Genomic DNA, 14,355 nt, shown 5'->3' with positions numbered 1-14,355 from the left:
TCCAATGCGTCGATCACCGGTTCCGAAGAGCAAAGCATGCGCACCAACAGCGTGGCCGCAGCGATCAACGAACTGGGTGCCGCCACCCAGGAAATCGCCCGCAACGCCGCCGATGCCTCGCAGCATGCCAGCGGTGCCAGCGAGCAGGCCCACGGTGGCCGTGAAGTGGTCGAAGAAGCGATCAGCGCCATGACCGCCCTGTCGCAGCGCATCAGCGAGTCCTGCGCGCAAATCGAAACGCTCAACGCCAGCACTGACGAAATCGGCAAGATCCTCGACGTGATCAAGGGCATCTCGCAGCAGACCAACCTGCTGGCGCTGAACGCCGCCATCGAAGCGGCCCGTGCCGGTGAGGCCGGCCGTGGCTTTGCCGTGGTGGCCGACGAGGTACGCAACCTGGCGCACCGCACCCAGGAGTCGGCGGAAGAAATCCACCGCATGATCACCAGCCTGCAGGTAGGCTCGCGCGAAGCGGTGCACACCATGAACACCAGCCAGGTTTCCAGCGAGCAGACCGTGCAGGTGGCCAACCAGGCCGGCGAGCGCCTGGCCAGCGTGACCCAGCGCATTGGCGAGATCGATGGCATGAACCAATCGGTGGCTACCGCTACCGAAGAGCAGACCGCCGTGGTCGAGAGCCTCAACCTGGACATCACCCAGATCAACGCCCTGAACCAGCAAGGGGTGGAGAACCTCAACGAGACCCTGCGCCATTGCGACCAACTGGCCCAGCAGGCCGGGCGTCTGAAGCAGCTGGTAGGCAGCTTCAGGATCTGATGGCCCAGGGGGGCGCTCTGCGCCCCAATCGCGACGCAAGGCCGCTCCCACAGGTGCCATGCGATCCTTGTGGGAGCGGCCTTGTGTCGCGATCGGGCTGCGCAGCAGCCCCCTACGCCACCGCCGCTTTAACCACTTTGCTCCGCCGGACCCAGGCCAGCAGCACCGCCGCCATCAACACGAAGCCCAGGTAGCCGAACAGCGGGTACACCTCACCCACCAGGCTGATGAACCCCACCAGGCTGCAGCCGAATGCCACCACCCCGGTCACCACCGAGCCCCAGCGAAACTTCGCCGTCCCCGCCGGCATCAGCCGCGAGAGAAACGAGAACAACGTACCCACCGCGGTGTTGACGATCATGCCGAAGATGATCAGGCACATCACCAGCCCCAGCAGTGGCGATACTTCGTTGGCGATCGACAGCATCGGCATCGGCAGGTCAGCCACGCTGTCCAGGCGCGACAACAGCCCGGCACTCATCACCAGCATCAGCCCGCCCAGTGCTGCACCACCGAGCAGCCCACCCCATACCGCCGTTCTCTCGCCCTTGGCCGAGCCGCCCAGGATGGCCAGGATCGGCGCGCCGGCAACGATGTTGTACGACACGTACAGGAACGCCCCCAGCAGCCAGTGACGGGTGCCCGCCTGTTGCTGGCTGGCCAGCTGGTCGAGCTGGGCGAAGCTCTGCTCCCGGCTGAACACGGCGTACAACGCAATCGCCGAGGCCACCAGGATCAGCAACGGCGTGATGGCACCAATGGCGAGGATCACCTTGCGCACATCCAGGCACACGATGCCCACCACCACCAGCGTCACCATCACGCTGCCGGCCAGCGCCGGGATGCCGAACTGCTGCTCCAGCAAGGCACCACCACCGGCCAGCATGACCACGGTGACGGCAAACATGAAAAAGGTGATCAGCCAGTCGACGAACAGGCCCAGGTGACGGCCGCAGATGGCCTGGATCACATCCTTGTGCGAAGTGGCCTGCTGGCGATTGCCCAGCCCCGCCAGGGCCATGCCGAGGAAGGTGAACAAGGCTGCGCTGACCAGCGCACCGACCAGCCCCCACATACCGAAATCGACAAAGAACAACAACAGTTCCCGCCCCGAAGCGAACCCCGCCCCCACGATCACGCCGACAAACGCGCCGGCAATCTTCAGCTGCTCTTGCATGTGAACCTCTGGATTTATTGTTGTTGTCTCACTGCCACCACATCGCTTTTGTGGGAGCGGCCTTGTGTCGCGAAAGGGCCGCAGAGCGGCCCCCGGCGATCTGTGCAGCAATGCAGAAATCTTGGGGCCGCTCCGCGCCCCTTTCGCGACACAAGGCCGCTCCCACATGGGCGATTTGTTCGGTCAAAAATCTCCGACAAACGCCTGCACTTCAATCTCCACATCCACCCCCAGCGCCAATGCCGAGGCCACGGTCGAGCGCACCGGCAGCGCTGCGCCGAAGAACTCCTTGTACACCTCGTTGAAGCCGGCGAAGTGGCTCATGTCCGACAGCCACACCGTGGCCTTGACCACCTGGTCGAAACGCGCGCCGCAGGCCGCCAGGCTTTCGCCGATGCGCTCGCAGGCGGCGCGGGTCTGGGCCTGGATGTCACCGCGCACCACTTCGCCGCCGGCACTCATCGGCACCTGGCCGGACAGGAACAGGAAGCCGCCGGCTTTCACCGCACGGGAGAACGGGAACGGCAGGCTGCTGGGGAAACGCTGGATATCATTGCTCATGGGATGCTCCTTTCAGGATTGCTGGAAACGGGACGGGGACAGGCGCTCGGGCGCCACCCCCTGGCTGACAAGGCCAGGACACAGCGGCTGGCCCAGCAGCAGGTCGGCAGCCAGGCGCGAGGCGCCCGCAGCCGACTGGATGCCATAGCCACCTTGTGCCGCCAGCCAGAAGAACGCTGGCGCGTGCACATCGAAACCGATCACCAGGTCGCCGTCGGCGACGAACGAGCGCAGCCCGGCCCAGGTGTGGCTCGGCCGGCGGATCGCCAGGGTGGTCATGGCCTCGATGTTGTAGATGCCCAAAGCCACGTCGAGCTCCTCGGGCGCGGCGTCCTGGGGTTCGACCGGGTCGGCATTGGCCGGCGAACCCAGCAGCTGGCCGGCGTCGGGCTTGAAGTAGAAGCTTTCGTCTACGCCGATTACCGCCGGCCAGCGGGCGAAGTCCTGGTCTGCCGGGCCGGGGAAAGTGAAGGCACTGCGCCGGCAGGGTTGCAGGCCGATACGCGCCACGCCGCACTGCTCGGCCACACGGTCGGCCCAGGCGCCAGCGGCATTGACCAGCTGGCGCGCCTGCACGCGGCTGCCATCGCCCAGCTGCACCTGCCACAGGTCATCCAGGTACCAGGCCTGGACAAGCTCGGCGTTGCAGCGCAGTTCGCCGCCAGCGGCGCGATAGCCGCGCAAGAAGCCCTGGTGCAGGGCATGTACGTCCAGGTCCATGGCCCCCGCCTCGAGCACCGCGCCGGCCAGGTTCTCGCCACGCAGGCTCGGCACCAGGGCCAGGGCGGCGTCGCGGTCGAGCAGGCTGACCTCGGTGCCGTTGGCCAGGTTCTGCGCATGGGTCTGCTCGAGCAGCGTGCGCTGTTCCAGGCTGGCGACGTACAGGCAGCCACGCGGTTCCAGCAGCGGGTGCTCGCAGAAACCCTGTGGTGGTGCTTCGTAGAAGGCCCGGCTGGCGCGGGTCAACGCCTGGATCTGCGGGGTGCCGTAGGCCTCCATGAACATGGCTGCCGAACGCCCGGTGGAATGGTAGCCAGGCTGTGCCTCGCGCTCGAGCAGCAGCACCTTCTGCTGGCCGGCCAGGCGATAGCCCAGGGATGCACCGGCAATGCCGGCGCCGATGATCAGGGTGTCGTAGATCGGGGTCATGCACGCTCCTGCCAGGCTAATTATCATTTATGAGAATTCTAATATATGAGAATTTACGAATACGCAAGGGTCCAAGGTAAGATGCCCGACCAACGCCGCATGCCGAGACCCCGAATGCCCGCTGCCCTACCCCTGCTGGACCGTGCCGTAGTCGGCCAGCGCCTGCGCCAGGTGCGCAAGGCGCGCCAGATGACCCTCAAGCAATTGTCCGAAGCCAGCGGCGTACCGCTGTCCACCTTGTCGAAGATGGAACTGGCGCAGGTCTCGGTCAGCTATGAAAAACTGGCCGCTGCCGCCCGGGCGCTGAATGTCGACATTGCCCAGCTGTTGCGCGCCAGCGGCACGGTCACGGCACCGGCACCGGTGACCGTGGTGGTCGATTCACTGCCAGCGGCGGCGGGCTACTCGACCGGCACCTATGACTACCACCCGATCGCCGGCGACTTCCCCGAACGGCGCATGACACCCGCCTATGCCCGCATCATTGCCCGTGAACGCGGCCAGTTCGACGATTTTATCCGCCACCCCGGGCAAGAGTTCGCGTTGGTGCTGAGCGGGCGCGTTCGCATCGAGTTCGAAACCGGCGAAGCGGTGAGCATCGGGCCGCAGGAGACGGCGTATTTCGACAGCCAGGTGGGGCATATCTACCTGTCGGAAAGTGACGATGGCGCAGATGCGCATGTGATGGTGGTGATGACTGATCGCTGACCCGGTGCTGCCTGCCAGGGCCCTATCGCCGGCAAGCCAGCTCCCACAGGTACTGCACAGGCCGTGAGGTTGATGCGGTCGGTGTGGGAGCCGGCTTGCCGGCGATAGGGCTCTTGCAGGCAAGCACCCGGTTATAACCTAATAACGAACAAGTCTATTTGGCTATAAAAAAATCTATATGCTGGGCTGCATCCGATAACGGGCAAAGTTGGGCAGTCGAGTAGCGTATGGATGTAGGTTCTTTCGGTTTCACCATTGCGGGCCTGGTCGTGGGTTTCATCGTCGGAATGACCGGCGTCGGTGGCGGCTCGCTGATGACCCCGATCCTGTTGTGGTTTGGCATCAGCCCGGCAACAGCCGTCGGCACCGACCTGCTCTACGCCGCCATCACCAAGGCCAGTGGCGTCTGGGTGCATGCGCGCAACAAGAACGTCGACTGGAAGATCACCGGCCTGCTCAGCCTGGGCAGCGTGCCCGCTGCGGCGCTGACCCTGTGGTTCCTCAGCACCCTGCACACCGACACCTCGGCGCTCAACGCCGTCATCAAGCAAGGCCTGGCGGTGGTGCTGATCCTGACCGCGCTGGCCATCCTGTTCAAATCGCGCCTGCAGGCCTTCGCCAGCCGCCATGCCGGTGACCACTACCACCTCAGCGACCGCAGCCTGAACATCCTTACCGTGCTCACCGGCGTGGTGCTGGGGGTGATGGTCACCCTCACTTCCATCGGTGCTGGCGCACTGGGTACCGTGGCGCTGTTCCTGCTGTACCCGTTCCTGGTCACCCGCCGCCTGGTCGGTACCGAAATCGCCCACGCCGTGCCACTTACCCTGGTGGCGGGCCTGGGCCATGCCGGCATGGGCAACATGGACTGGTCGCTGCTGGGCTACCTGCTGCTGGGCTCGCTGCCAGGCATCTACCTGGGCAGCCACCTCACTGGGCGGATTTCCGACCGCGTGCTGCGTCCGTGCCTGGCGGCGATGCTGCTGCTGATCGGCTACAAGCTGGCGTTCTGACCTTCAGCCCAGGCGCAGGCGCCACTGCCCGGTAAAGCTCAGCTCCAGGCGCGACAGCGGCAACACGTCGACCCGCTGACTGGCGCTCATCGGGCAGCCAAGTACGTGCACCAGCGCAGCGCGCATGACCATCGGGTGGGTAACCGCCACCCATTCACCCGGCCTGTCGAAGGCCGCCAACCAGGCGGCGATGCGCTGGCAAAGCACGGCGAACGACTCGCCGCCGTGCACATCACTGGCCGGGGCCTGCAGCCATTCGGCCATCGCCTGCGGTTGCTCGGCCTGCAATTGCTTCAGCGTCAGCCCTTGCCAACGCCCCAGGTCGCAATCGGCCAAGGCCGGCTCGACCTGCACCGGTCCCAAAAACCACGCCGCCGTCTCGCAGGCTCGCCGCTCTGGTGCAGTCAGCACCGGCACACCAGAAAGGTCGGCGAAAGGCTGCTGGCCCAACGGCAGGATGCCGTCGTCGGCACGGTGCAGGCGCCCGGTCTTCTGGGCCTGGGTAAGGGCGTGGCAGATCAGGGTCAGGCGGACGGCTTTCACCGGGTTTCTCTCGCAGCGGGTTGGGGCGCAAGGTGTAACATGCCTTGGCACTTTTTACCGCAACAACCTGGCACCGGCTGCGCCGACGATGGAGCCTGGTCAGATCACAGCAGCATCAGTCCCCAAACCGGCACCGCCGCCACCAACCCCACCGCCAGCCGCGGCCAGTATGGCAGCAGCAATACCAGCACCATCCCCGCCAGCGACATCACGGCAAACCAGGCCACCGGCCCCATGGCCCAGCCCCAGGCCAGGGCACACAGCACCAGACTGGCCAGCAACGCCAGCCAGCCGGCCGCGCGCAAGCCGACACGCAGCACCGGCGGGCAGGTGCGGTTCCATACCTGCTTGTAATGCCGCTCCAGCCCCTGGCACAGCCCCAGCATGCCAGCGTAGGCGAACAACACGCTGCCCATGACCCACATCATCATGCCCCGGCCTCCATCCGCCGCCCTGCCCTGGCCTTCTGCGGCACCCACTGCGCCTGCCATACGCGCCAGGCCAGCAGCCCGAGCAATACACCCAACACCAGGGCACAGGCCACCACCCCCAGGCGCATGGCGTCGCCCAAGCCACCCAACGCACCCAGGCCAATGCACAGAAACGCGGTCAGCAGCAGTTGCTCGACCCAGGCCCGGCGTACCGGCCTGATACCGGCATGCAACAGCGCGAGCAGCCATACACCAAAGAACGCACGAACCTCCCAGCTCTCCCGCTGCGCCAGTTCCACCGGCAGCACACGGCTGGCCCAAAGCAACCCCACGCACGCCAACAACAGGCCACTGACGAAGCCCACGTTGCACACCTCCGCCACCCGGTACCAACGCCGCACCGAAGCCTCGGCGCTGGCGTACTTGCGCCCACGCTTCACGCAGAACAGCACCAGCCCGCTGGCGATCATCAGGCAACTGACCAGCCCGCAGACAAAATACAGCCAGCGCATCGGGTAGCCGCCAAACTGGGCGAAATGCAGGCCGGCCATGACCCGCTGGGTCAATGGCGCCGCGCGCCATTCGGCGACGTCGCCGAGCAACTGCCCGCTGACACCATCGAAGACCATGGCCTGGCCCTTGCCCAAGGCAATGCGGTTGCCCAGTCCGGGGCGTATTTCGATACGCGCCGCCGCCGTGTTGGGGTTGCGGATATTCAGGCCACCAATCGGCCCCAGGCGCGCCTCGGCCTGGGCCAGCAATGGCGCGACATCGACCAGCGCGGCCGGTTGCCTGGCCAGGCCACGAGGCTGCTCCAGGCGGGTATTGCCCTGGGCCTGGAAGTAGGCACGGTTGTCGCCGGCGAACAGCGCATCGACCCCGGCCGGGATGTAGATGAGCATGAAGATCACCAGGCCGGTGTAGGTGATCATCAGGTGGAACGGCAGCAACAGCACCGCGCTGGCGTTGTGGAAATCCAGCCACGAGCGCTGGCCCTTGTTCGGCCGGAAGGTAAAGAACTCCTTGAAGATCTTCTTGTGGATGACGATACCGGTGACCAGCGCCGCGAGCATCACCAGCGCCAGCGCGCCGACCACGAAGATGCCCCAGTTGCGTGGCAGGTCGAGGGTGAAATGGAAGCGGAAGAAGAAGTTGCCACCAACACTGTCCCGCACCTCGATGGCCTCGCCAGTGCGCGGGTCGAGCTGTACGGTGGGGCCATGGCGACGCTCGCCGGTGGACACGCGCAACCCGGGAGAGCGCTCGCTCGGCAGGCTGATGCCCCAGTTGCCAGCCTGCGGCTCGTGGGCCTGCAGGTAGGCAATGGCGCGCCGCGCGGCGTCGGCCTGGGGTACCTCGGTGGCCGGGATTTCCGGTTGCATCCAGTGGTCGAGTTCCTTGTCGAATACCGCCAGGGTGCCGGTGACGAAGATGGCGAACAGCAGCCAGCCGAAAATGAGCCCGGCCCAGGTGTGCAGCCAGGCCATCGATTGGGTGAAGGTGTTCTTCATGCCAGCCACTCCAGTGCCTGCGGCCAGAAGCCGATCAGGGCAAGCGGTACGGCCACAGCCAGCGGGGCCCAGGCACGCAGGGCATCGCTGCAGGCGAAGGCCCAGAGGATGGCGGCGGTGTAGAAGATGAAGGCCGGCAGGGTCGCGACGATGACCGCATCGGCGGCAGCCAGCGGCAGGATACGGGCCAGGCAGGCGCTGGCGGCGTAGCTGAGGGCATAGCCGCCGAGCAGTGCGGCACAGCTGCGGGAGAGGATCTGCAGCCAGGCGGGGGCTTTGATCATCGGGGGCTCCTTGGCGTTGATCGGTGGCATCCGGGGCTGCTTTGCAGCCCATTCGCCGGCAAGCCAGCTCCCACAGGGATTGGACAGGGTTCAAATACTGTGTGGTACCTGTGGGAGCAATTGTCTTGCTCAAATTCCAAACGTTGGCGCGATCCCTGTGGGAGCTGGCTTGCCGGCGAATGGGCCGCGCAGCGGCCCCTTGGATCAGAAGTTGATGTTCAGCGCAGCGAACACCGCCCTGCCCGGCTGGTTATAGGTATTGGCGCCCGAAGTACTGGCGTTGCCGCCACGCAGGATCTGCTTGTCGAACACGTTGTTCACCCCCACCCGCACGTCGTAGTTGGCGTTGAACTTGTAACCAGCGCTCACGTCCACCAGGCCGTAGGCTTCCACGTCCTGTTGCGCGGTCTTGTCGTAGCCTTGCTGGGTGCGTTCGTTGAAGGTCGGCGACTTCTGCTTGCCGAAGTAGGTACCCGCCACCTGGAACGACAGCTTCTCGGTGGCGCGCCAGTCGAGGGTGGTGTTGACGGTGTATTCCGGGATCACCGACAGCGGCTCGCCGGTCTCGCGGTTGTCGTTGTCGAGCATCCAGGTCAGGTTGGTGTTCCAGTCCAGGGCCGGGGTCAGCTCGATGAACAGGTTGCCTTCGATACCTTCCACCCGCGCCTTGCCGGCGTTGTCCCACTGGGTCACGCGGCTGCCGGTGCCGATGGTGTACAACACATCGGTATCACCGACGATCTTGTTCTTGTAGTCGTTGCGAAAGTACGTGGCACTGGTGCGCCAGGTACCACGGTCGTACATCAGGCCGATTTCCTTGTTGACGCTGATCTCGGGCTTGAGGTCGGCGTTGCCCTGCAGGTAGCAGCCACCGTTGTTGGTCTGCTGCACGCTGCAACCATTGCCGCGGCTGTACAGCAAGTAGTTGGGGTTGGACTGGTACAGGTTCGGGGTCTTGTAGGCGCGCGCGATACCGCCTTTGACCGATAGTGCTTCGGTCAGCTTGTGCGACAGGTTCAGGCTGGGGCTGAAGTTGTCGCCGAAGGTTTCGTGGTGGTCGAAACGCAGACCCGGGGTAATGGTGGTGTCGCCGACAATGATGTTGTCCTCGACGAACAGCGCATAGCTGCGGGCGGTCATCTTCGAGCTGCTGCGGTCGAAACCGACCAACCCGTCGTTACCGGTAGGGTCCGAGCTTTGCGGGCGCAGCGAGCCCTGGTCATTGAGCGCTTCGTACAGGTACTCGCCGCCCAGGGTCAGCACATGTTCGGTGCTGCCCATGGCGAATGGCAGGTTCACTTCGCTGCTCAGGCGCGTGTTGCGCAGGCGCGACATGGCGGCGCCTTCGGCATTGGGGGCACCTTCGGTACGGCCTGCCAGGCCCTCGTTGAGGCGCCAGTTGCGCACGTACTCGTAGGCCAGCACGGTCTTGCTGGTACCCCAGGTGAAATCGCCCAGGTGGGTCAGGTCGTAGGTACTTCGCTGCATCACATTGGTTTCGTGGCCGTACAGGCTGGACACGAACTCGACGTCACCACCGCCGTTGCTGTTCATGGTGTCGCCGGCAAAGATATTACCCTGGCGGCTGTAGCCGGCACTGACCTCGAGGCGGTGCTCGTCGTTCAGCTTCCAGCTCAGCAGGCCATTGATGTCCTTGTTGCGTACGCCTTCGCGGCCCGCCACCAGCGCACTGGTGGCATGCCCGGCATTGATGTCCAGGTCGTCGGCATCGGTCTTGGCCAGGCCGCCGTACAGGCGGAAGCCGAGGTTGTCGGTCAGGCCGCCTCCCAGGTTGAAGTTGGCCCTACGGCTGGCGCCCTCGGCGCTGTCTTCCGGCAGCTGGGTGTACAGGCTGACGCTGCCCTTGAGTTCGTCGGTGGGCCGCTTGGTGATGATGTTGACCACCCCGCCCATGGCGCCGGAACCGTAACGTGCGGCCGCCGGGCCACGCAGGATCTCGATGCGCTCGACCGCTTCTGCCGGTACCCAGTTGGTTTCACCGCGGGTATCGCGGTCGCCGTTCCAGCCATAGCGCACGGCGTTGCGTGCGCTGGATGGCTTGCCGTCGATGAGGATCAGGGTATTTTCCGGGCCCATGCCGCGCAGGTCGATCTGCCGGTTGTTGCCACGCGCGCCGCTGGCGCTGTTGCCGGTCAGGTTGACCCCGGGCTCGCGACGGATGATGTCTGACAGGTCATTGGCCGGCGGATGGCGCTTGATGTCTTCGGCGGTGATGATCGACGTACCCAGGGCCTGGCGTGCCTCGCGCTCGGCGGTGACCAGGGTGTCCTGAATCACCAGCGCGTTGTCGGCGACCGGCATCTCCAGCACCTCACCCGTACGCTGTTCTTCGGCCTGGGCCGCGGTGGCCACCATGGCCGGTGACGCCAGCGCGACGAACGCCAGGGCCAGGCTGTTGGGTGAAGTCTTGCACTGCATGGGTACATCTCCTGCGATTCATGAGCGAAACGGCACATCCCTGTCGGAAACCGGGAGCCCTCGCCCACCGGCCTCGCAAACACAGTTTGGTGGCCAACAGGGATGGTAAATATAGAGATTCGCAAATGAGTTTAAATCTTATTTACGAAGTTTACATGTTTGTAACGGAACTTTGCTGACACGACAGCGTTGCCGGCGCAGCCCGGCTATTCGCGCTCTTGCTTGCATACACCTGTCCGATTTGCATCCTGCGTGACGGCTCCTACAGTTTCGAACGTAGCCCTCTGCCGAGCCTCCTGATGCGCAGCCACGAAGAAAGCCACGCCACGAACACCACCAGGTCCCTGTCGAAGATCCCTCGCAGCGTCTGGGCGCTGGGCTTCGTGTCGATGTTCATGGACATTTCCTCGGAAATGATTCACGCCCTGCTGCCGCTGTACATGGTCACCGTGCTTGGTACCTCGGTAGTGGCGGTGGGCTTTATCGAAGGTATCGCAGAGGCGACCGCCTCGATCACCAAGGTGTTTTCCGGTGCCCTCAGCGACCGGCTGGGCAAGCGCAAGCTGCTCACGGTGCTGGGCTATGGCCTGGGTGCGTTGACCAAGCCGGTGTTCCCCATGGCCTCCGGGCTGGAGTGGTTGACCGCGGCACGCTTCGTCGACCGGGTAGGCAAAGGCATTCGTGGGGCGCCGCGCGATGCGCTGGTGGCCGACGTCACGCCCGCAGAACTGCGTGGTGCAGCCTTCGGCCTGCGCCAGGCGCTGGATACCGTGGGCGCCTTCCTTGGGCCGTTGCTGGCGATCGTGCTGATGTGGCTGACCGCGAGCCATTTCCAGACGGTGTTCTGGGTGGCGGTGCTCCCGGCGTTCGTGGCGGTGTACATCCTCATCGCCTTCGTGCGCGAACCTGAAACGCCAGCCACTACCCGGCCGGTGCGCTCACCGCTGGCCCTGCACGAGCTGGCCCGCCTGGGCCCGGCCTACTGGCGGCTGATCGGCCTGGCCACGCTGTTCACCCTCGCCCGCTTCAGCGAGGCGTTTCTGCTGCTGCGCGCACAGGACATGGGCCTGGCGCCGCTGTGGGCGCCGGCAGTGCTGGTGCTCATGGCCCTGGCCTACTCGCTGTCGGCCTACCCCGCGGGGGTGCTGTCGGACCGCGTGGGCCGCCGCGGCGTGCTGATGACCGGGCTGGGGCTGCTGGTCGCCGCCGACCTGCTGCTGGCCCTGCTGCCGGGCTGGACCGGGCTGGCCATGGGGGTGGCTGCCTGGGGCCTGCACCTGGGCTTCAGCCAAGGCGTCTTTGCCGCCATGATCGCCGACAGCGCCCCCGCCGAACTGCGCGGTACAGCCTTCGGCCTGTTCAACCTGCTGACCGGCGTGGCGCTGTTGGTGGCCAGCGTGGTGGCCGGGCTGCTGTGGGACGGGGTCGGCTTCAAGGCGACATTCCTGCTTGGCGCAGCGTGTGCCGGTAGCACCCTGGTCGGGGTCGCATTGCTCAGGTCAGGCCCGATCACCGGCAAGCCGCACTAGGCCAGGGCTGGCTGCTGCTCCAGTAGCGACCAGCCGCCATGCCCATCCACCTCCAGCCGATGGGTATGGAAACCTGCCAGCGTGCTGCGGTGCCCGACACTGACCAGCAAGGCCCCCGGCATTTCCGTGCGCAACAGTGAATACAGGGCATGCTCGAGCCCTTCGTCCATGGCCGAAGTGGACTCGTCAAGGAACACCACCTGCGGCCGGTTGAACAGCACCCGGGCAAATGCCAGGCGCTGCTGCTCACCGACCGAGAGAATGTGTGACCAGTCACAGCTGACGTCCAGTCGCTCGGCCAGGTGGGCCAGGTTGACCTGGCGCAAGGCCTGCTGCATCCGCGTTTCATCCTCAGGCCTGCTGGCCGCCGGGTAGGCAATGACGGCGCGCAGATCGCCCAGCGGCAGGTACGGCCGCTGCGACAGGAACAGCGCCTGGTGGCCCAGCGGGCGCCTGACCTCACCCTCGGCATACGGCCAGAGGCCTGCCAGCGCACGCAGCAGCGTGGTTTTGCCGCTGCCCGACGGCCCCTTGATCAACAGCGCCTGGCCGGCGTGCAGGTCAAGGTCCAGGTCGGCGATAAGGGCATGCCCGTCCGGGCGCAGCACCTGCAGGCGGCTGATCGCCAAGGCATGCTCCTGGTCCTCGGTGATGACGCGCGGCAAAGCGCTTGCCTGCTCGTTGGCATCGAGGAAGCCGGTCAGACGATCGAGAGTAGCCCGGTACTGGGCAAACGCATCATACGACTCGCGGAAGAACGACAGCGAATCCTGCACCTGGCCAAAGGCCTGGGAGGTCTGCATGACGTCGCCCAGCTTGATCGCCCCGCTGAAGAAGCGCGGTGCCTGCAGAATGAACGGGAACACCACTGCTACCTGGCTCACGCCCAGGTTGAAACCACTGAATTTCAGGTTCCGGAACACCAGCGCCCAGGCATTCACGATCAAGGCACCAAAGCGGCCCAGCAAGGTGCCCCGCTCGACCTGCGCACCCTGGTAGAAAGCGATGTTCTCGGCGTTCTCGCGCAGGCGCATCAACGCGTAACGGAAGTTGGCGGTGAGCTTTTCGTTGAGGAAGTTCAGGCGGATCAGCGGCCGCCCGAGGCGGAAGGCGATCCAGGTGGCGACGATGACGTACAGGTACACGGCAAACACCATCGCCCGGGGAATCTCCACACCCGCGACGGCCAGCGGCGCCGACAGCCCCCAGAGGATGCCGGTGAACGCCACCAGCGAAACCAGCGCGCTGACCGCGCCCAGGGCGAGGGTCACCGAGTTGCTGACAAAGGCGTTGACGTCCAGTTCGATACGCTGGTCAGGGTTGTCCACCGGCTCGGCAAGGAACTGGCCACGGTAGTAGGCATCGCCGTGCATCCAGTCGTGGGTCAGGCGCTCGGTCAGCCAGACCCGCCACTGGATGCTGAACGCCTGGCTTACATAGAAGGTGAACAGCGAACGCAGCACATGGATGGTGGCCAATACCGCGAAGACGCCGAGCAGGTACCAGAAGGCGGCTTGGTCAAGGCCTTGCAAGGCGCTGTAGAAGCCGTTGTACCAGAACGAGAACAGCACGTTCAGGCGCACCGAGAATAGCGTCAATACCAGCAGCAGGGCGAACACCAGTAACGGCCGCCAACTGCGCCTGAAACTGAAATAGGGCCCGGCAAGCTGCCAGAACTGGCTGCCCCAGCGCGTACAACGTACGGCCAGTGTGGCGGCTGCCGTGAAGCAGACAAGGGTGATGAACGAGGCGATTGCCAGCCAGCTCAGGCTCTCTTGCAGGGCCTGGTGCCAGTTCATTTCCATGATGGGTATCCGTGCTGAGTATTTCCGCGAGCGTAGCATTGACCTGTAACTCGTCAGGCATAAATGACGCACATTTCATGATTGCTTTTCGGAGCTACGCGGGCCCTGTGAGAGCAACTGTCTTGCTCAAATTCTAAAAGTTGGCGCGATCCCCTGTGGGAGCGGCCTTGTGTCGCGAAAGGGCTGCAAAGCGGCCCCAGCAATTTCAACTGTTGCGCATCAATCCTGGGGCCGCGTTGCGGCCCTTTCGCGACACAAGGCCGCTCCCACAGGGACTGCGTATGCCTGGGAATTTTTGCACCACAAAGACAAAACCCCTACCTGCATGCGCAGATAGGGGTTTTGCGAAATGAATCTTGACGATGACCTACTCTCACATGGGGAAACCCCACACTACCATCGGCGATGCATCGTTTCACTGCTGAGTT

The 14,355-nt window shown here is 64.8% G+C and carries 13 protein-coding genes; 4 read left to right on the top strand and 9 right to left on the bottom strand.

What is annotated here, in order from left to right; translation table 11 throughout:
• The first annotated feature begins 36 nt into the window (after window positions 1-36).
• Window positions 37-777, top strand: coding sequence for a methyl-accepting chemotaxis protein (locus CAG46_RS29340; protein WP_370290711.1), 741 nt, complete (start codon window positions 37-39; stop codon window positions 775-777).
• Between the two features lie 112 nt (window positions 778-889).
• Here CAG46_RS29340 and CAG46_RS14475 read toward each other — a convergent pair whose 3' ends face one another.
• From CAG46_RS14475 to CAG46_RS14465, 3 genes are all read right to left on the bottom strand, one after another.
• Entirely contained in the window at window positions 890-1,954 is a 1,065-nt protein-coding gene (locus CAG46_RS14475) for a hypothetical protein (RefSeq protein WP_085617484.1), read from the bottom strand.
• 183 nt (window positions 1,955-2,137) lie between these two features.
• Window positions 2,138-2,515 carry a RidA family protein gene (locus tag CAG46_RS14470; protein ID WP_085617482.1) on the bottom strand — a complete coding sequence of 126 codons (378 nt, stop codon included), beginning with the start codon at window positions 2,513-2,515 and terminating at the stop codon, window positions 2,138-2,140.
• Between the two features lie 12 nt (window positions 2,516-2,527).
• On the bottom strand, window positions 2,528-3,664 hold the full coding sequence (locus CAG46_RS14465) for an FAD-binding oxidoreductase (RefSeq protein WP_085617480.1): 1,137 nt from the start codon (window positions 3,662-3,664) through the stop codon (window positions 2,528-2,530).
• 114 nt (window positions 3,665-3,778) lie between these two features.
• Between CAG46_RS14465 and CAG46_RS14460 the strand changes: the two genes are divergently transcribed.
• The gene (locus CAG46_RS14460) at window positions 3,779-4,372 is read left to right on the top strand and encodes a helix-turn-helix domain-containing protein (protein WP_075044520.1); all 594 of its coding nucleotides are present in this window, start codon (window positions 3,779-3,781) and stop codon (window positions 4,370-4,372) included.
• Window positions 4,373-4,599: 227 nt separating this feature from the next.
• Window positions 4,600-5,385, top strand: a complete 786-nt coding sequence (locus tag CAG46_RS14455) for a sulfite exporter TauE/SafE family protein (protein ID WP_046616814.1) — start codon at window positions 4,600-4,602, stop codon at window positions 5,383-5,385.
• Window positions 5,386-5,388: 3 nt separating this feature from the next.
• Here CAG46_RS14455 and CAG46_RS14450 read toward each other — a convergent pair whose 3' ends face one another.
• The 5 genes from CAG46_RS14450 to CAG46_RS14430 all read right to left on the bottom strand — a co-directional run bounded on the left by CAG46_RS14450 (window position 5,389) and on the right by CAG46_RS14430 (window position 10,593).
• The gene (locus CAG46_RS14450) at window positions 5,389-5,928 is read right to left on the bottom strand and encodes a histidine phosphatase family protein (RefSeq protein ID WP_085617478.1); all 540 of its coding nucleotides are present in this window, start codon (window positions 5,926-5,928) and stop codon (window positions 5,389-5,391) included.
• A gap of 104 nt (window positions 5,929-6,032) precedes the next feature.
• Window positions 6,033-6,359, bottom strand: a complete 327-nt coding sequence (locus CAG46_RS14445) for a DUF3325 domain-containing protein (RefSeq protein ID WP_085617476.1) — start codon at window positions 6,357-6,359, stop codon at window positions 6,033-6,035.
• Complete coding sequence (locus CAG46_RS14440) at window positions 6,356-7,870, bottom strand: PepSY domain-containing protein (RefSeq protein WP_085617474.1); 1,515 nt, start codon at window positions 7,868-7,870, stop codon at window positions 6,356-6,358. The genes CAG46_RS14445 and CAG46_RS14440 overlap by 4 nt, the downstream gene beginning before the upstream one ends.
• The gene (locus tag CAG46_RS14435; protein ID WP_075044517.1) at window positions 7,867-8,154 is read right to left on the bottom strand and encodes an iron transporter; all 288 of its coding nucleotides are present in this window, start codon (window positions 8,152-8,154) and stop codon (window positions 7,867-7,869) included. Before CAG46_RS14435 ends, CAG46_RS14440 begins: the two co-directional genes overlap by 4 nt.
• 204 nt (window positions 8,155-8,358) lie before the next feature.
• Window positions 8,359-10,593, bottom strand: coding sequence for a TonB-dependent siderophore receptor (locus CAG46_RS14430; protein WP_085617472.1), 2,235 nt, complete (start codon window positions 10,591-10,593; stop codon window positions 8,359-8,361).
• A 299-nt stretch (window positions 10,594-10,892) separates the two neighbouring features.
• On the opposite strand from CAG46_RS14430, the gene CAG46_RS14425 reads away from it, so the two are divergent.
• On the top strand, window positions 10,893-12,122 hold the full coding sequence (locus CAG46_RS14425) for an MFS transporter (protein ID WP_085617470.1): 1,230 nt from the start codon (window positions 10,893-10,895) through the stop codon (window positions 12,120-12,122).
• Here CAG46_RS14425 and CAG46_RS14420 read toward each other — a convergent pair.
• A complete protein-coding gene (locus CAG46_RS14420; protein WP_085617468.1) occupies window positions 12,119-13,927 on the bottom strand; it encodes an ABC transporter ATP-binding protein/permease in 1,809 nt (602 codons plus the stop codon). The two genes, CAG46_RS14425 and CAG46_RS14420, sit on opposite strands and share 4 nt — an antisense overlap.
• Between the last annotated feature and the right edge of the window lie 428 nt (window positions 13,928-14,355).

The sequence above is a fragment of the Pseudomonas sp. B23(2017) genome (assembly GCF_002113725.1).
Taxonomy (GTDB): domain Bacteria; phylum Pseudomonadota; class Gammaproteobacteria; order Pseudomonadales; family Pseudomonadaceae; genus Aquipseudomonas; species Aquipseudomonas putida_Z.
The sequence above is the reverse complement of the archived record's forward strand: the minus strand, read 5'-3'. Positions and strand labels throughout refer to the sequence as shown.